Source organism: Paenibacillus sp. S29 (assembly GCF_049319765.1).
GTDB classification, from domain to species: Bacteria; Bacillota; Bacilli; order Paenibacillales; family Paenibacillaceae; genus Paenibacillus; species Paenibacillus polymyxa_B.
In genome coordinates, this window is the sequence record NZ_JBMOUI010000012.1 from 1 (window position 1) to 16,390 (window position 16,390).

Here is a 16,390-nt window from a genome sequence, read left to right on the forward strand (position 1 = left end):
ACGAGATAAAATATCTCTTGTTTGATTTTGCGAACAAAATCAATTTACTCACTCGTTGTTCAGTTTTCAAAGATCAATCATTTCCGGCCATATCAACGCCCGGATTAATAATATATCATACTTCGACGATTCATGCTACTGGTAAATAATACCTCGTAGGTAATCCTTTGAATTTTTGAAGTCCATCTAACTATTACATCACAGCCTATCTTACGGCCGGATACATAATATATCATTTAAATTTGCTGATTACTACAGGTAAATTACACCAATTAATAACCAAGTTATCAAAATCAGTTCTATTACTGTACTGCTTATACTTTCGAATTTGTTTTTCTTCATTAAGGGTACCGTGAATCTTTGACCATATCTACTGCATCCGATAAATGCTTTTCATGAATAGCAGTTAGATATCTTGTGACGACTTTTTGGGCATCATGCTCTTGATCAACAGTAGCGTCGAAAGTAGCCTGGTATTTGGCCGACCGACACACAAACATAAGCCATATCTACTATATGATGCATCCCCTTTCCATTAATACTGAAACGTTCCAATAATTATTTATACACATTTGGGGACGTGAAATAGACTAATTCATTCTCGTTCCTATAAGCATGCTTTTAGGAACGAGAATGAATTGTAATTTTTTACATTATTGAGGTATCGCCAGCAAACACGGTTTTCAACGTTAAGGAGCCTTATATGAATTTCGTGAATCCGCCTTTAATAATGGATACTAACCCACATCATTTAAGGCAGATTTATTGATCCAATCGGCCTCAGCTGCTAAGTTGGTCCTACTAGACCTAACATAAAATAAAAAAGGCTGCCACGGCAACCTTTTTGTTTCAACTAATGTACCCGTTAGCGTATCAGTGCGCATTTTAAAATTATTTGAAATACCTTTTAATAGCATTCGAATAAAAGATTTTATCCGTAGCTTTTTCATCAAACAAACGCTGAAATCAATTGGTTGTTCGCACATACTCAAAAAGTCTTTTCGCTCTTGAATATTATTCTAAGATATCTGCTCCATCATAAACACTCACTATTCCACTCTATAAGGCTTGTAGAAGGTACGAATTTCTTGGGCTAAAAGCTCTGGCTCTTCCATGGCCGTAAAATGTCCACCACGAGCCATGGTAGTCCAGCGAGTTATATTTAAATTACGTACTGCCCAGTCTTTTGGTGGTAATACTATATCTGCTGGGAATAATGCAACCCCAGTTGGTACTTTTATATAGCCTAATGACGGCAGAGAATGTGAATTTTCGTAATACATCTGCGTTGACGATCCGATTGTGTTAGTAAGCCAATAAACCATGATATGCGTAATGAGTTCATCTTCGCTAAATCTTTGACGGAGGTCACCTCCACAATCACTCCAAGCTCGGAATTTTTCAATAATCCAACCGGCTAAGCCTGCTGGTGAATCAGAAAGTCCATACGCAAGAGTCTGTGGACGTGTCGATTGTATCGACATGTACCCTCCCTCTAGAGAAAGCCATTCTAATGCTCTTTTCTTGTATTGAAGTTCTTCCTCTGAAAGTTTTACCTGCTCATGGGACGTAAGTAGATCTCTTATGATACCAATATCTGTTAGGTGAATCCCGAATAAAAGTTCAGGATGATTCGATGCCAGATATCTCGTAACTCCGGAACCTATATCCCCACCTGCTGCAGCAAACTTATCGTATCCTAATTCTTTTGTCATTAATTTAGCCCACATCTCGGAAACCTGATAATTGTTGACACCAGGATGGTCAGGAGAGCTAGAGAACGCAAAACCAGGTAATGAAGGGACAATGACATCGAAAGAATCCTTAGGATCACCTCCATAGCTAGCTGGATCTGTAAGAAGAGGAATAATCTTCTGATATCTAAGGTAACTATCTGGCCATCCGTGGGTTAGAATAATGGGCATGGGATTGGGACCCTTTCCGTACTCATGAACAAAGTGCACATCAATTCCATTGATGTTGCAGCGAAACTGGGAAAAACGGTTTAACTGAGATTCTTGTTCGCGCCAATCATACTGTTCTCGCCAATACGAAACAAGGGATTTTAAATAAGTTAAATCAACACCTCGATCCCAGCCTGAGTTTTCCAATTGATCCGGCCAGCGGATGTGGTGTAATCTTCTTTTCAAATCATCAAGGACTTCATCTGCAATGTGAATATGAAAACGTTCAACGGACATTATATTTCTCCTCCTTTTTTGCGCACATCTTAATGATATCCCTTGAACTGCTGTGGTACTATGCTAAAAATCGGGCATCTTTTTCGCCGTGGAGGACTTTAGTAACCTTCCTTATCCTCAACGTTTTACAATTATCTTAATTACTTCATCCTTTTGTTATGGTTTCCAATTTCTCAACACCATATCACTTTCCGAAGCGCAAGGTTATTTTCCAACTGGTCCGAGAATACAAACAGGTCTTTCGCTGTTTCAACGCGATCCTCTCTTTTTAAGCGTTCCCCATGTAACCGAAAAAGCATATCCAATTTTATTTGAATGGTTTTTAGACTAATGCAAATGGCATCCGATTTTCTGAATCAGCTGTGCCTCTATTTATTTATCGAGATTACTTCGTCACGCTATCTTGCCTTTAGTACAACATGGTCGATCCATGCCGGTAGCCGTGTCTTAGTTGTTTATTAAGCTATCGTGTCCCGTTAGATCAATTCAAATTTTGCCCGGACCAGACTTACCCGGGCTTATCACTAAGGGAGGCATGTTTTGGGTTAATGAATGGACAAATCGGAAATAATTCACTCATACCGTCTAAAGGAGGGAACAAATTCATGAATTTTAATGATAATCTATCAGAGCAGAATGCATATTTGAAAGAGCTGAATGCCTTATTTATCCCATTGGACGGAATGGAGAATCTAGACCGCATAGTTAAGGCCATCGGAGATGCAGATATTGTGCTGCTTGGCGAGGCGAGCCATGGGACGTCTGATTTTTACCGAGTTCGGGCCGAGCTTTCGAAGAAGCTAATTGCAAGCAAGGGATTTAACATTATCGGCGTGGAAGGAGACTGGCCCTCTGCTTATCGATTGAACCGGTATGTTAAAGGAATGAAGGGGGCCGATTCTTCGGCAACCGATGCACTGGGTGATTTTACTCGCTGGCCGACCTGGATGTGGGCGAATACGGATATTCGTGATTTCGCTGAGTGGCTGAAGGATTACAATGAGGTGAATCAAGGGGGCGGCAGTGGCTGTCCCAAGGTTGGATTTTATGGCATCGATATGTACTCGTTATGGGAATCGATGGAGGCAATCATCGGTTATTTGGAGGAGACCAAGTCTCCCCAGCTGGAACAGGCCCGCAGGACATATGCCTGTTTTGATCCATATAGCAGGGACCATCAAACCTATGGCATTGCGGCAGGATTGCTCTCGGAGAGCTGTGAGAAAGAAGTGGTTGAGCTACTGAAGCAGATTCAGAGCCGGCGCATGGCGTATCCGGGAAGTGAGGAAGAGCTGAATGCGGAGGTGAACATGCTCGTCACTTCCAGTTCGGAGGCCTATTATCGTACGATGGTCCAGGGAGGCCCGCAGTCCTGGAATATACGGGACAGGCATATGGTTGAATCACTGAAGCGAATCATGTCCTATTACGGCGCCTCGGCAAAGGCCATTGTCTGGGAGCATAATACGCATATCGGTGATGCGCGGGCAACGGATATGATGGCTGATGGCATGGTCAATGTGGGTCAGCTGCTGCGGGAGGATCCAGAACATCGTGTGTTTGCCGTTGGCTTCGGGACCTATCAGGGCGAGGTACTGGCCGGAAGAGCTTGGGGAGCTCCGGTTGAGAAAATGACCGTGCCGCCCGGACAGCCAGGAAGCTGGGAGTATTGCATGCACCGGGCGGGAGGCGGCCGGAATGGCGTGGTAATGCTCTCCGATGCATCTTCCATGCTGCATACGGTCATTGGCCACCGTGCCATCGGTGTTGTATATGAGCCTGCTCATGAGCGATTCGGCAATTACGTGCCTTCCAGCATGGCGGATCGTTATGATGCGTTTGTTCATCTCGACCGGACCATCTCCCTTCAGCCACTGCCTATCCTTCAGCCGGTTGCAACGGATGCTTTATTTTCAGAATAACAGCTCGCAAGAACCGTCTGTGGGAGGCAGGGTAGCTGGGTATAGTTTACCGTCAGGCTCCGGATTATAATTATAAAACTGGCTCCAATATAAAACAGCGGCAGGCTCGGACTTTGTTTTTATCAGTCTGAGCCTTGGTGAAAAACGTTATCTTCTTTTGATGGACGGTACGTCAATTCAACTGCTCCCGAATGTAAGGTCTTGGTATAGACGTGCTTAAGGGACATCGTGTTGATGTTATCTGTAAACAAACGCTTTCCACTCACCCATATAAACGGAAAGATCATGATCCGAATCTCGTCGACGAGATCATGCTTCATCAGCTTCCTAACTAACTCGCCGCTTCCAAGCACCAAGATGTTACTTCCGGGTTGCTCTTTGAGGTTCAAAACTTCTTCCTTGAGATCCCCTTGAGACGAGGGTTGTGTTCCAATTCATCTGGTGTTGCGTTTTCCTTCTTTAAAATGATTCGAGCAAAGAATCCAGTTTCAGAAGTGAAAACTTCTTATCACCCCATTATAATACTTTGATTCAAGAGATACCCAATTTATTCACGTATGGTTCCTGTGACAAAACTGTCGGATACTAGTTGCTAGTTCTTCCGCATGAGTAAGGACAAGCATATGATCAGCTCCTTTGATTTCGGCAAACCTAATCTCAGGTACACGCTTGAAGTGCTCGGCGATATTATACATATCCGGCCATTCTATGGTTCCTTGTATAAATAACGTACTCGCTGCAATGTTCTCTAAACGTTCAATCAAAGGCGGCTCTGGCCAAAGGACATCAAAGCTCCTCCACTCGGTAAATACCCTTGTCATGTAGTGAGTATGCATTTCACTCAGAAATCTCCGGTGGGGGCTAGCCATCGTAGCCCGATAGATCGGTCCGGCTAAAGACAACTCTACAAGTTTTGAAATATCGGGAGCGGCCGCATTCACCGATGCTATATAATTGGTAAATTCTTGCGAATATGCAAATCCCGTTAATGAAGGGGCAATCACCACTAGCCGCTCAAGCATAGAAGGATATGATAACGCAAAATCAGTCGCGACTTGCCCACCGATGGAATGACCAACAAGTGTGACAAGATCCAGTCCGAGATATTCGAGAAGTTTGCGCAAATCCTCCACAAGTGAAGTCGGCTCTTGCATAGCAGGCGAGCGGCCGGTTCCTCGACCATCGAAGGTAATGACCTTGAATGATTTTGCCAATTCAGGCACCATATATCTCCATACCCTTGAGTCGACACCTCCCGAGTGAATCATGACTATAGGGACTCCATTCCCTTCGATTTCGTAAAAAAGTTCCACCTTGTTCCCCTCCCCAGTGAGGTAATATTTTCTTGATTAGCATTTTAATCATGACTGAACATACAGTCTATATTAAAAAAGATATCCACATCGAAAAAAATAATATCTCATTGAATGCCGCGTGATTTGCGGCTTGGAGAGCTACTTTGCGTAAATCAAAAGTTCTTAAACACCAAAATCCTTGAGCGGGTAAAACTTACATTGATATGAAGTCACTTTGAATAACTGCCTTTTAGTTGAATAGCGGCGGATATCAAAAGCGAATTCTTCGCTATTACGTGCTAAAAAAATCGGTGATAAAGTTCTCTTTTCTGTAATGTACTCCAGTACTAGTTAATCTATCATTATTTTATATGACAATAACATCAACTTTATAAATGCTTCTTTTGATTTTTATGCTTAGTAATTGAGTTGAAGATACATATTTCCTGTCTTGATGATTAATACAAGTACATCACATTTACAAAGGACAAAAGACAGACAGAAGATTATAAATTCACTAACAATTTAGGGTAAACGTAACCTAATTGAAACCGCCCATCCAATAACCGGATGGGCGGTTTTTACATACTACTTTCCTGCTCCTTTATCACCTGCTCAACCCCCAACAGAATCAGCTTCAATCCGAACTCAAACGCTCCGTCGGTCCCCATCAGCTCGAACAGCCCGTTCGTGAACATCCTCCGGAATAGTCCCACTTCTGTCTCGCTCATGGAATTCAGAAGGTGAATCATCTCCTCACCCGGAAGCGCTCCCTGGTCCTTGAGGATAGCGGAGACATTACGCTCATGCTGATAATCGTCTAGGACGAAGTAGGAGACATAGTTCACAAGTGTAGTAACCACTTGTATTTTCTGCTCTTGCTCAAGCGGCGTCGACTCCACGCAGAGCAGCATACGGTTGGTGAACCGGATGATGTCCGGTTCGTGGGGCAGCGTCATCATCATGAGCTGCGTGGAGCAGGGGTACCGGTAGAGCACACTCCGCATCGTTACCGCAAGCCCCGTCAGCTGCTCCTTCCAGTCCCCCTCGGAATGAAACTCCTCCAGAATAATTTTCGATACCTGGTTGGCCAAGCGCTGATAGAGATTCTGCTTGCTCTTGAAGTACCAGTACAAAGAGGGAGCCTGAATCCCTAGCCGGTCGGCCAATCGTCTCATACTGAATTTCTCGATACCCTCCTCTCCAAGAAGCTCCCACGAGGCTTCCAAAATCTTATCCTCCGAAATTTGAGGCTGCTTTTTTTTCATCGGTATCCGCCCTTTTATCTAACAGTGTAAGTTTATGCTTTACAGGTTCATAGGTTCATGATATCATCTAACACTGTAAGGCACAACCTAACACTGTTAGACTGAAGGACAAAATAAATAAAGAAAGTAGTGACTCGCATGGATGCAGAAAACCTCCATTACTTTGAAAAAGCACCGGTCGCAAAAGCCGTAGCTCACTTCGCTGTACCGATGATGCTAGGTACGTCAATGAATGTCATCTATTCCATCTTAAATGCCTATTTCCTTGGTACACTGGGCAATACTGCCATGTTAACCGCACTCGCACTAACCTTGCCGTTATTCGCGATCATTATGGCACTAGGCAACTTGATAGGCATGGGTAGTGGCACATTCATCTCCCGTTTGCTGGGAGAAAAAAAATATGACGATGTGAAGCATGTGTCTTCATTCGCCTTTTACAGCAGTTTAGTTCTCGGTCTTATCGTGATGGCGGTCGGTCTCCCGTTGATCGATCCAATCGTTCATGGCCTCGGGGCAACAACTAGCTCCTTCGGATTCACGAAGGACTATGTCACGATTATGCTTATTGGTTCACCATTCGTCGTATTATTCTTCACGCTGGAGAATATTGTGCGCTCCGAGGGTGCAGCAATCACGTCGATGATCGGTATGATTCTCAGTGTTGTCGTGAATATTATTCTCGACGCGCTAGTCATCTTCGTCTTCCATTGGGGCGTGATCGGCGTTGCGTCTGCTACGGTCATCTCTAACTTGGTTGCGAGTGCATTCTACGCCTTCTATATGGGATATAAGAGCCAATTCTTAACTGTCTCCGTAAAATGGTTTAAAGCTACCGCGGATATTCTGAGCAATGTATTCAAAATCGGAGTTCCCGTCTTTGTTATGAGTATCTTCTTGGGTGCAATGTCGCTCATCTTTAACCATTTTCTTGTCGATTATGGGGATCAGGCCGTAGCGGCTTACGGAATTTCATCACGCCTATTGCAATTTCCTGAGTTTATTCTGATGGGCTTATGCGAGGGAGTTGTGCCATTGATTGCCTTCTCTTTTACAGCAAATAAATTACGCATGAAACATACCATTGGATTTACAATCAAAGCTATTGTGACGTTAGCAATCGTGTTCGGTGTTATCGTCTATCTGATTTCCGACCACTTAATTGGTTTATTTACGAGTGACCCACAATTAATTGAAATGGGTAGCTACATTCTACATGTGACGTTCTTATCCTTATTCATTACAGGAATGACCTCGCTGTTTACCGGTATCTTTCAAGCAACAGCGCAAGGAACCGCCGCGTTTATTATGTCAGTTATTCAAGGAGTTACTCTGATTCCTGTGTTGTATATTGCTAATCGAATGAACGGATTCCACGGGGTGGTCTGGTCGCTTGTCATTTCGGATGCCGTTGCGTTCCTTGTTGGTGCCATCATGCTGTATGTTCTGCGGACCAAATTGCAGCCGGATTTGGATAATTTAGTACAGTAGAAAACATATAACATGCAAGAAGGCAGGATAAGGACACTCCCCGACCTTGTCTTCTCGGTGGGGTAGAACTGTATTAACCTAAACTGCCCGTTAGTTTAACCTTCATTTGTAGTGCCTTATTCCGACTATTCTCTACGAGCTATACGAAACCCTTGATCGGGACCAAAGCCATTCGCATCGAACTTACCTCGGAAAGATATCTCGTTGTTGCTGACGTTGCCGGACATATCGTAAATTCCTAACTCGTTGGGTTTCCGGGTACCGATCGATTTTGTATTATTATTGTTGCTCTCTATGATAGGCCAGTTCCAGTCTCCAGATAAGTATTTGTCTCCGACGTTTTTCCAATACCATGCGACCTCGTCGGCATTATTGCTTCCGCTGTATGTGTAGCCCTTGCTCGCCTGACCTCTGCCTGCTGCATATTCCCACTTTACTTCTGTAGGCAATCCGTAACTATCAGCCCCCTCGTTGATCGTTACTGTCCATTTTATATTATCGTTATCATTCTTATTGTCGCTATTAAAATAAACATTAATAGCTTTCTCATGGATAGATATCCTTTAAGCTGATAGGAAAAATAGTAGGCCGTGATGGCCTGCAACTCGCTTCCGGGCAATGTCAAAGGTCGTTTTGTCTGATGGGAAACGACCTTTGACGTATCCGGATTAACGATAGAACTGAAGGGGAACGTCCTTCCGTTTGCCTCCAGTGTTTAGGGACCAATGTTTCCTCTATAATCGATTCATTTAAACCCTATCTATCAGACAGCTCTCAAAACCCGCTTATCCCGTGAGACAGTCCCAACCGCGCCTGTTCGTTGAACAGCTTGCAGTTGAGTGGTTACCACACCGTTACGTTAGAGCTCCCGCTACTCTGATACCCCTCTGTCGCCAACACCTGGTAAGACCAGTTACTTCCCAGATTCATTCCTTTGCTCGCCCATGCTTTCACGTGGTTGCTGAAAGTGATTGTGGAGTTGCCCCCGGTCGGTCTCTTCGACTGTCGAACACTCCAGTACTGAATAAACGTCGTTTTTTCGCCTTCAATGGAAGGTGCGTCGTATCGCATTGTTGTGTAGATATCATATGTGCCCCCATCACTGGTCACCGTACCTTTATACGTTCCGGTAGGTCGATAAGTACCCCAGCTATCAACGACGTAATATTCGATGAGTGAGTTTCTCGTCCACCCGTAGAGAGCCAAATATCCATTACCGGACGGCGCCCAGACACCGGCATTGTAGTTGATCGTTCTGTTTGGCGATCCAGTAGTCCAGCCTTTGCCGACAACAAAATTCCCGGTATCCTTCCATGTTACGCTGTAATTACCGCCCGATCCATTAACAGCATTGACCGTCCCACCGCCATCGGTCCAATTTTGCCAATAGTCTGTCGCTGCACTTGAGGTTGTTGCAAACAACCCAAAACTCATGGAAGCTGCAAGAACTACCGTCATCATTTTCTTACTAAAATTAAACATACTCTACCTCCTAAAATTTTGTGTTTGTCCCATACACTTGCTTGTTGGTTGATTCTCTTTGCAGTATATCACCTATGCGTTCCATATTCCGTATTTTTTTACTTTAACCTCCTTTCTGAGTGAGATTATAAAATAATAGCGTTTGCATATAAACCTAGCAAATTAAAGCTTTAACTCTATTATGTTTAGCTTTCTTTGAATTTTATAGAATAATTCCAGTATTACAGCGATGTGAAGCAACACCCGGCAGCGTAGTGGCGCCTCATGTACATTTTCAACTCAGCTTATATACTAAAAAAACTTTATGCAAATAACGCATAAATATCAATATGCATCCATCACATGCTGTAAAATGTGCTTGGGTGATTAGCAGTGCATAATGGGAATTCTCGATTCACGTGAGGACAAACACTTAACTTTTCATAGGAGGTATGATAAAAAATGATTTTGGAGGATATGTATTATGGGAATTGGCGTCCTAGTGAACAGATAAATTCAACCGACCCTGAATCTCAAAAAGTGAATCAAAAAATTAGTGATCTCATGGAGATGTTGAAAAGCAAATTACCAGCAGCATTCATTCACGGGTATCGGGCGGGGGCATTAACGATGATTGAAGTATTTAGCGAGGACAAAGAAATTGTTGATCGTAATAGATAGATAATGGAGGAGTTATGGTGGTGAGCCCGCTACGCATGCAGATTGTTCTTCCGATCGCTGTTATCCCTAGATTTCTCCTCAGTAGAATATAAACTTAAAGGTAAAATCCAGGGATAGCTGAACGAATGGAGGGGCTGCCTAGCCTCTTCCTGCGCCCAGCGCATTCATCAAGAACTCATAAATTTCCAGTTCGTTGATTTTATCGCCATCTGTCACTATGTTATGCTGAACTTGCAGTCCGTTCTTGAACACGGTGAACATCCGAGCTGTCCTGTCCGCATCGATTGAAACAGGGATAGCTCCATTCTGCTGTCCGACTTCGATCCACGTTTTGGCAGTGAGGATAGATGCTTCGTGATAACGTTTCAGAATGCCAGCCACGGCGGGCTTATCCTGTTGGCTGAGTAGATAAATAAAAATCAGGCTAGCAGCGCTGTCCCCACTACCGATGTTACGAAGCCGTTCGGTTAAGGTGTTAAGCGGGGATTTGATTCCTTCTGGTCCTGCGGGAGTCCGGGCGACAGATTCAAAAAAGCGCTGATTGGTTTTTTCCATTCCCGCCTCCAGAATCATACCGAACAATTCATCTTTGCTTTTGACATAATGGTAAATGGCTCCTTTAGTCAGTCCGCTGCGATCCGCAATATCCTGTAGTGTCGTCGCCCGACAGCCTTTCTCCATAATCATCTTTTCGGCAATCTCAAGCAGCTTTTTTAGACTGTCATTCATCGCTTTGTCTTGCATAATCTCTTACCTCCCGTTTGTCTGTCTTTTTATTCGTTTAATGAAACCTATATTCCACCAGATCGTCAAACCAATAAGCCCGTAGGTGAAGAACGGCGATACGACCAGAAAGGTCGGTATGGACAGCGAATATACCAGCACTACTTTGATGAAGGCTTCCAGCAGCAGGCTGAGTCCCCACACCGCCGTTATTAGGCGGAAGTTAAAGCGATAGCGCGGAAGTTTCTCCCATTTATCGTTCATCTGAGGATTATGGCCTGTGAATCTTTCGGCAAAATAATAAATTAATGGTCGACCAAAGAGCAGCGAACCTAGAAACACCAACCCCATAATACCGGTCACATAAGACTCCCGTAGCAGAATGAAGCGTTCGTCACCGCCCAAGAGAACGGCCACGACGCCAAGAATCAGACCAAGAAAGATAAAGCCAGAGAACACATCTGCTTTGCGCGTCCTTATAAGATTGTAGAGCGAGTCGCATAGTGGTACAAGAGCAGCGATAGACAGAGCCACCACACTGCTCGTATGCGGAATTAGCAGGCGATAAGCCAAATAAGGCAATACGATATTAATGATTAGCGTAAAGATGATTTCGTTGCGAGATTTATTCATGATCGACTCTTCCTCTCATCATTCAAAACCTACCTTCGGTAGGTATCTTTCATTCTACATACCTTCGGTAGGTATGTAAAGATTAAAAATAATAATCTGTATACGAACCTCAATCTACATATTGCCCAAATGTGGCTACACAGTTCGCATACTCTATAACTACAAAAAGGAGATGGCGTTTGCCATCTCCCTTGCTTTTATTCTTCCCTCATACTTCCTGCTTAAAAACATATTGCTCACGGACACACACTCTAACAAGCAACTATATTTTTAATCCCCCACCCGATTCAAAAACACCTTCGTCCGCTCCAGCTGAGGATTGCCAAAAATCTGCTCTGGTGTACCGGATTCTGCAATTTCGCCATTATCCATAAAAATGACACGATCCGCCACATCTCTCGCAAAGTTCATCTCGTGGGTCACGATGACCATCGTCATATGTTCCTCAGCCAGCTTTTTGATAACTCGCAGCACCTCACCCGTCAGCTCGGGATCAAGGGCCGAGGTCGGCTCATCAAACAGTAAAATATCAGGGTTCATCATCATTGCCCGGGCAATCGCCACGCGCTGCTTCTGCCCTCCCGACAGTCGGGATGGATACGCATCTGCTTTATCTGCCAAACCGACTTTAGCCAGCAACTCAGCGCTTTGGCGACGTAGCTCAGCCTTGCTCACCTTCTTCACCAGCTTCGGAGCCAGCTCCAGATTATCCTGCACCGTCAAGTGAGGGAACAGATTAAAATGCTGGAACACCATGCCCATACCGGTGGTAATGCCCTTAATGTCACCTGCCGGAGCGTACTGACCGTTTTCCACCAGTGCTTTATCATGAATGCGGATCGTCCCGCCCGTCACATCTTCCAAGTGTACCAAACTACGGAGCATGGTACTTTTTCCTGAACCTGAAGGACCGATGACGGCTACAACCTCGCCCGCTTTAACGTTAAAGCTCACTCTTTTCAGAACGTCGAGCTTGCCGAACGATTTTTTCAAATCGGTTACTTCTATTGCATTAGTATTCATATCCCGACATTCCTTTTACTCGAATTTAAAACGTTTTTCCAGCGCCCTGAAGAATAGCGTCAGCACCAAAGCTAACAACAAATAAATAACCGCCGCTACAACGTAAGGTACAATCGAGAAATCACGGTTTACAGCCGTATTGGCAAAATGCAGCAGTTCCGGTACCGCTACTGCATACAGTAGTGCCGTATCTTTTACCAGTGTTGTCGCTTCATTGGTCACCGCAGGCAAAGCAATCCGTACCATTTGCGGCACAATGACTCTAATCAGCGTCTGCGACTTGCTCAAGCCCAGCACTTGCGAAGCCTCGTATTGCCCTTTATCAATCGACAACATTCCGCCTCTAAAAATTTCTGCAAAATAAGCCGCATAATTCAGTACAAATGCCAGTACCGCAGCCGTTGTCCGGTCCAAGACCAGATACTCCCCAATGACAGGCAACATCGGCAGACCAAAACAAAAGAACAATAATTGCAGCAATAGCGGCGTACCACGTATAACATAAATGTACGTATGCATCAGCCAGGCGATTGGCTTAATCCGGCTTTTGGCCAGCAACGTAACGATAAAACCCAATGGAATAGACAAGATGAGCGTGATGAAAAATAAAATAACCGTCATCTGTGCCCCTTCAAACATAGGCTTCATAATTCGTAAAATATATTCCATACTCATGACCTTCGACTCCTAAACCCTTAGTTCAATACACTACATATTAATTTAATACTTTATCTTCACCAAACCACTTTTTCGAAATTTCAGCAGCTTTTCCGTTCTTGTGCAGCTCATCCAAAGCAGATTGCAGCTGCGTCAACAGCTCTTCATTTCCTTTTTTCACGCCGATGCCGTATTCCTCAGGGGCCAATGATTCATCAAGCAGCTTATACGTCCCTTGTTCCTTCGACATATAATACTTGGCAACGACTTCATCAATGACAACCGCATCCAGACGTCCGGTTTTCAAGTCCGTCAAAGCCAGAACATTATCCGGGTACTCGGACACAGGCTTCAATTTACTTTTGATCGGATTCGCATCCAATGCATCGGCTGCTGAAGACAGCGTCTGGAGTCCGACCGTTTTGCCCGTCAGATCAGCCAGCTTGGAAAGACTGGAAGTAGCCGGAATGACAATCACCTGACTGTTTTTCAGATATGGCTTTGTGAACAGCACTTTTTCCTTACGCTCATCCGTAATGGTGTATCCATTCCAAATGAGATCAATACGTCCGCTGTTCAGCTCGGATTCTTTGGCAGACCAGTCAATCGGCTGAAATTCCACCTGTTTACCCATTTGTTCCCCGGCCGCTTTCGCATAATCAATATCAAAGCCGGTCAGCTCGTTATTTTCATCTCTAAAGCCCATCGGGGCGAATTTATCATCAATTCCAATAATCAATTTACTGTCATCCTTACCGCCGGAACATCCGGCCAACACGATCATCATCAATCCAATCAACATCGTAAACATGGCTGCTTTTCTCATCTTATTCCCCTCCAACAATGGTGACCCCCGTATCCAAGAACAGGTGGCAAACGCTTTAGTTCGTTAACACGTTATCAGAGTATCATCATAACATACCGCAGGATACTCGTCGAGAGGAATAAGCGGAATCTTAGCCTTATATAAATGGAAAACCTGTGACGAAAATTTGACCTGTGTTCTATAATGTAAAACCTTACCTTGACATGTCACCTAAACCGTCTTATCATTTCCTAGTATTCTTATACACTTTTATTTATTTAAAATTTTCAGCAGCAATAGTATGTAAATCAGCTCGACAGACAGGAGAAATAAAGCCCCATGTACATTTTAAAACGTCTCTTTACGATGTTCATTACGTTGTGGATTATCGTCACTTTAACGTTTATCATCATGCATATCATTCCGGGTGATCCGTTCTCGAACGATTCCAAAACCATTCCGGAAGCGGTATTGCAAAACATGCGTGCCAGATACAATCTGGACAAGCCGCTCGCTGTGCAGTATGTGTTGTATCTCAAAAATCTGCTAGTGCTGGACATGGGCCCGTCTATTCAATCGAAAACGACGGACGTCAATATGCTCATTGCCCGAGGTTTTCCACCTTCTGCATTGCTGGGTATTCAATCCATCGTGGTCGCAATTATTGCCGGTATTTCGCTCGGAACGCTGGCTGCTCTACACCATAATCGACCACTGGATTATATCTCGATGTTTATCGCGATTGTTGGTATTTCCGTACCCAGCTTCATATTGGCACCGCTGTTAATCAAGTATGTTGCCGTCCAATGGCATCTGCTTCCGGTCGCCTCATGGGGAACCTGGCAGCATACGGTGCTCCCGTCGCTGGCTCTCGCTGTTTCACCGCTTGCTGTTATCGCCCGCTTTATGCGAACGAGTATGCTGGAGGTCATGCATGAGGAGTACATACGCACTGCCAAAGCGAAAGGGTTGTCCTCTTGGGCAGTAGTCCTTCGTCACGGATTACGTAATGCGTTGATTCCGGTGCTTTCCTTTATCGGACCGCTATTCGCTTCCGTCATTACAGGTACCTTTGTCGTTGAAAAAATATTCGCCATTCCCGGCATCGGTAAATACTTCGTAGATAGTATCTTTAACCGGGATTATCCTGTGATTATGGGGACGACCATTTTCTACAGTGCCATTCTAGTCGTCACTTTATTTTTAATTGATATATCCTATCGCCTTGTCGATCCACGAATCAAATTAGTCAGCAAAGGAGATTAACATGAAAGCAGCATCTACTGTCGAAAAGGACAGCCTGTTCAGTCTTGTAGATCGTAGCCAGATCCCCACCCCCACGTTGACCAGACCCAAAGAATCACCCTGGCGAGATCGGCTACGCAGACTTTTTAACAACAAGCTTGCTCTGTTGGGGCTTTCCCTACTAATCATGATTATTGTGCTGGCGATTGTGGGACCTTCCATGGTTCCCTATGCACCCAGTGATCAATCCCTTTTGAAAACGAATCTCTCTCCTTCGAAAGAGCATTGGTTTGGCACGGATGATCTGGGGAGGGACGTATGGGCACGGACATGGGCCGGAGCTAGAATTTCACTCATGATCGGCTTTGCCGCTGCCGCCATTGATTTGGTACTTGGTATTCTCGTCGGCTGCATTGCTGGCTATTGTGCTGGGCACGGCAAAACAGGCGACAGGATCGACAGCATTCTCATGCGTATTATTGAAATTTTGTATAGCATTCCTTATCTGCTGGTCATCATTCTGCTGCTCGTCATTATGAAGCCGGGACTGCTAACGATGATTATTGCATTATCCATTACTGGCTGGGTCGGTATGGCCCGTGTAGTGCGTGGGCAAATCTTACAGCTGAAGCAGCAAGAATATGTGTTAGCAGCCCGTAGCTTGGGGACATCTCATTCACGTATTATCTTCAGGCATTTGCTACCAAACGCAGCGGCAATCATTATCGTAAATTTGACGTTTACTATTCCGTCGGCTATTTTTGCCGAATCATTCCTGAGCTTTCTCGGTCTGGGGATTCAGTCTCCTTCGGCCAGCTGGGGGACGATGGCTAACGATTCACTTGGCGTTATTTTAAGCGGTCAATGGTGGCGCCTATTTTTCCCCGGGCTGATGATATCGCTCACCATGCTGGCGTTCAATACACTTGGAGACGGGCTTCAGGATGCACTTGACCCGCGCTCACAACATTAACAATGTAGAGAT

The 16,390-nt window shown here is 44.6% G+C and carries 16 protein-coding genes and 1 pseudogene; 5 read left to right on the forward strand and 12 right to left on the reverse strand.

Features of this window, described 5'->3' with window-relative positions; genetic code table 11:
- Positions 1 to 341: 341 nt before the first annotated feature.
- Positions 342 to 500 (reverse strand): hypothetical protein, encoded by a 159-nt coding sequence (locus tag ACL9RM_RS19020; protein ID WP_250267553.1) that lies wholly within the window; start codon positions 498 to 500, stop codon positions 342 to 344.
- Positions 501 to 1,049: 549 nt separating this feature from the next.
- The gene (locus ACL9RM_RS19025; protein WP_069291225.1) at positions 1,050 to 2,201 is read right to left on the reverse strand and encodes an epoxide hydrolase family protein; all 1,152 of its coding nucleotides are present in this window, start codon (positions 2,199 to 2,201) and stop codon (positions 1,050 to 1,052) included.
- Positions 2,202 to 2,806: 605 nt separating this feature from the next.
- On the opposite strand from ACL9RM_RS19025, the gene ACL9RM_RS19030 reads away from it, so the two are divergent.
- Positions 2,807 to 4,123, forward strand: coding sequence for an erythromycin esterase family protein (locus tag ACL9RM_RS19030; RefSeq protein WP_250267552.1), 1,317 nt, complete (start codon positions 2,807 to 2,809; stop codon positions 4,121 to 4,123).
- A gap of 122 nt (positions 4,124 to 4,245) precedes the next feature.
- Here ACL9RM_RS19030 and ACL9RM_RS19035 read toward each other — a convergent pair whose 3' ends face one another.
- From ACL9RM_RS19035 to ACL9RM_RS19045, 3 genes are all read right to left on the reverse strand, one after another.
- A complete protein-coding gene (locus ACL9RM_RS19035) occupies positions 4,246 to 4,557 on the reverse strand; it encodes a dihydrofolate reductase family protein (protein ID WP_323873204.1) in 312 nt (103 codons plus the stop codon).
- A gap of 117 nt (positions 4,558 to 4,674) precedes the next feature.
- Positions 4,675 to 5,436, reverse strand: coding sequence for an alpha/beta fold hydrolase (locus ACL9RM_RS19040; RefSeq protein ID WP_250267550.1), 762 nt, complete (start codon positions 5,434 to 5,436; stop codon positions 4,675 to 4,677).
- A gap of 563 nt (positions 5,437 to 5,999) precedes the next feature.
- Positions 6,000 to 6,686, reverse strand: a complete 687-nt coding sequence (locus ACL9RM_RS19045; protein ID WP_061831738.1) for a TetR/AcrR family transcriptional regulator — start codon at positions 6,684 to 6,686, stop codon at positions 6,000 to 6,002.
- 138 nt (positions 6,687 to 6,824) lie between these two features.
- Here ACL9RM_RS19045 and ACL9RM_RS19050 point away from each other — a divergent pair, with 138 nt between their 5' ends.
- On the forward strand, positions 6,825 to 8,177 hold the full coding sequence (locus tag ACL9RM_RS19050; RefSeq protein ID WP_250259269.1) for an MATE family efflux transporter: 1,353 nt from the start codon (positions 6,825 to 6,827) through the stop codon (positions 8,175 to 8,177).
- Between the two features lie 125 nt (positions 8,178 to 8,302).
- Here ACL9RM_RS19050 and ACL9RM_RS19055 read toward each other — a convergent pair.
- Positions 8,303 to 8,701, reverse strand: a pseudogene (locus tag ACL9RM_RS19055) (SUMF1/EgtB/PvdO family nonheme iron enzyme); the annotation flags it as partial.
- Between the two features lie 319 nt (positions 8,702 to 9,020).
- Positions 9,021 to 9,659: a glycoside hydrolase family 11 protein gene (locus ACL9RM_RS19060; RefSeq protein ID WP_061831741.1), complete on the reverse strand. Its 639-nt coding sequence runs from the start codon at positions 9,657 to 9,659 to the stop codon at positions 9,021 to 9,023.
- A gap of 441 nt (positions 9,660 to 10,100) precedes the next feature.
- Between ACL9RM_RS19060 and ACL9RM_RS19065 the strand changes: the two genes are divergently transcribed.
- Positions 10,101 to 10,319, forward strand: a complete 219-nt coding sequence (locus tag ACL9RM_RS19065) for a DUF6809 family protein (protein ID WP_069291222.1) — start codon at positions 10,101 to 10,103, stop codon at positions 10,317 to 10,319.
- A gap of 138 nt (positions 10,320 to 10,457) precedes the next feature.
- Here ACL9RM_RS19065 and ACL9RM_RS19070 read toward each other — a convergent pair whose 3' ends face one another.
- From ACL9RM_RS19070 to ACL9RM_RS19090, 5 genes are all read right to left on the reverse strand, one after another.
- Positions 10,458 to 11,063, reverse strand: a complete 606-nt coding sequence (locus ACL9RM_RS19070; protein WP_069291221.1) for a TetR/AcrR family transcriptional regulator — start codon at positions 11,061 to 11,063, stop codon at positions 10,458 to 10,460.
- Between the two features lie 6 nt (positions 11,064 to 11,069).
- Positions 11,070 to 11,675: a VC0807 family protein gene (locus ACL9RM_RS19075; RefSeq protein ID WP_250267549.1), complete on the reverse strand. Its 606-nt coding sequence runs from the start codon at positions 11,673 to 11,675 to the stop codon at positions 11,070 to 11,072.
- 270 nt (positions 11,676 to 11,945) lie between these two features.
- Positions 11,946 to 12,698: an amino acid ABC transporter ATP-binding protein gene (locus ACL9RM_RS19080; protein WP_023987213.1), complete on the reverse strand. Its 753-nt coding sequence runs from the start codon at positions 12,696 to 12,698 to the stop codon at positions 11,946 to 11,948.
- 15 nt (positions 12,699 to 12,713) lie between these two features.
- On the reverse strand, positions 12,714 to 13,373 hold the full coding sequence (locus ACL9RM_RS19085) for an amino acid ABC transporter permease (RefSeq protein ID WP_250267548.1): 660 nt from the start codon (positions 13,371 to 13,373) through the stop codon (positions 12,714 to 12,716).
- Positions 13,374 to 13,413: 40 nt separating this feature from the next.
- Complete coding sequence (locus ACL9RM_RS19090) at positions 13,414 to 14,181, reverse strand: amino acid ABC transporter substrate-binding protein (RefSeq protein ID WP_069291219.1); 768 nt, start codon at positions 14,179 to 14,181, stop codon at positions 13,414 to 13,416.
- Between the two features lie 318 nt (positions 14,182 to 14,499).
- On the opposite strand from ACL9RM_RS19090, the gene ACL9RM_RS19095 reads away from it, so the two are divergent.
- Together ACL9RM_RS19095 and ACL9RM_RS19100 are read left to right on the forward strand one after the other, a co-directional pair.
- Positions 14,500 to 15,426: an ABC transporter permease gene (locus ACL9RM_RS19095; protein ID WP_061831744.1), complete on the forward strand. Its 927-nt coding sequence runs from the start codon at positions 14,500 to 14,502 to the stop codon at positions 15,424 to 15,426.
- A 1-nt stretch (position 15,427) separates the two neighbouring features.
- The gene (locus ACL9RM_RS19100; RefSeq protein WP_250267547.1) at positions 15,428 to 16,378 is read left to right on the forward strand and encodes an ABC transporter permease; all 951 of its coding nucleotides are present in this window, start codon (positions 15,428 to 15,430) and stop codon (positions 16,376 to 16,378) included.
- Positions 16,379 to 16,390 lie beyond the last annotated feature (12 nt).

What these genes read in the sequence shown, in the direction of transcription:
- ACL9RM_RS19020 (WP_250267553.1), bottom strand. Translation starts at nt 500, where the DNA reads ATGTTTGTGTGTCGGTCGGCCAAATACCAGGCTACTTTCGACGCTACT.
- ACL9RM_RS19025 (WP_069291225.1), bottom strand. Translation starts at nt 2,201, where the DNA reads ATGTCCGTTGAACGTTTTCATATTCACATTGCAGATGAAGTCCTTGAT.
- ACL9RM_RS19030 (WP_250267552.1), top strand. Translation starts at nt 2,807, where the DNA reads ATGAATTTTAATGATAATCTATCAGAGCAGAATGCATATTTGAAAGAG.
- ACL9RM_RS19045 (WP_061831738.1), bottom strand. Translation starts at nt 6,686, where the DNA reads ATGAAAAAAAAGCAGCCTCAAATTTCGGAGGATAAGATTTTGGAAGCC.
- ACL9RM_RS19050 (WP_250259269.1), top strand. Translation starts at nt 6,825, where the DNA reads ATGGATGCAGAAAACCTCCATTACTTTGAAAAAGCACCGGTCGCAAAA.
- ACL9RM_RS19060 (WP_061831741.1), bottom strand. Translation starts at nt 9,659, where the DNA reads ATGTTTAATTTTAGTAAGAAAATGATGACGGTAGTTCTTGCAGCTTCC.
- ACL9RM_RS19065 (WP_069291222.1), top strand. Translation starts at nt 10,101, where the DNA reads ATGATTTTGGAGGATATGTATTATGGGAATTGGCGTCCTAGTGAACAG.
- ACL9RM_RS19070 (WP_069291221.1), bottom strand. Translation starts at nt 11,063, where the DNA reads ATGCAAGACAAAGCGATGAATGACAGTCTAAAAAAGCTGCTTGAGATT.
- ACL9RM_RS19075 (WP_250267549.1), bottom strand. Translation starts at nt 11,675, where the DNA reads ATGAATAAATCTCGCAACGAAATCATCTTTACGCTAATCATTAATATC.
- ACL9RM_RS19080 (WP_023987213.1), bottom strand. Translation starts at nt 12,698, where the DNA reads ATGAATACTAATGCAATAGAAGTAACCGATTTGAAAAAATCGTTCGGC.
- ACL9RM_RS19085 (WP_250267548.1), bottom strand. Translation starts at nt 13,373, where the DNA reads ATGAGTATGGAATATATTTTACGAATTATGAAGCCTATGTTTGAAGGG.
- ACL9RM_RS19090 (WP_069291219.1), bottom strand. Translation starts at nt 14,181, where the DNA reads ATGAGAAAAGCAGCCATGTTTACGATGTTGATTGGATTGATGATGATC.
- ACL9RM_RS19095 (WP_061831744.1), top strand. Translation starts at nt 14,500, where the DNA reads ATGTACATTTTAAAACGTCTCTTTACGATGTTCATTACGTTGTGGATT.
- ACL9RM_RS19100 (WP_250267547.1), top strand. Translation starts at nt 15,428, where the DNA reads ATGAAAGCAGCATCTACTGTCGAAAAGGACAGCCTGTTCAGTCTTGTA.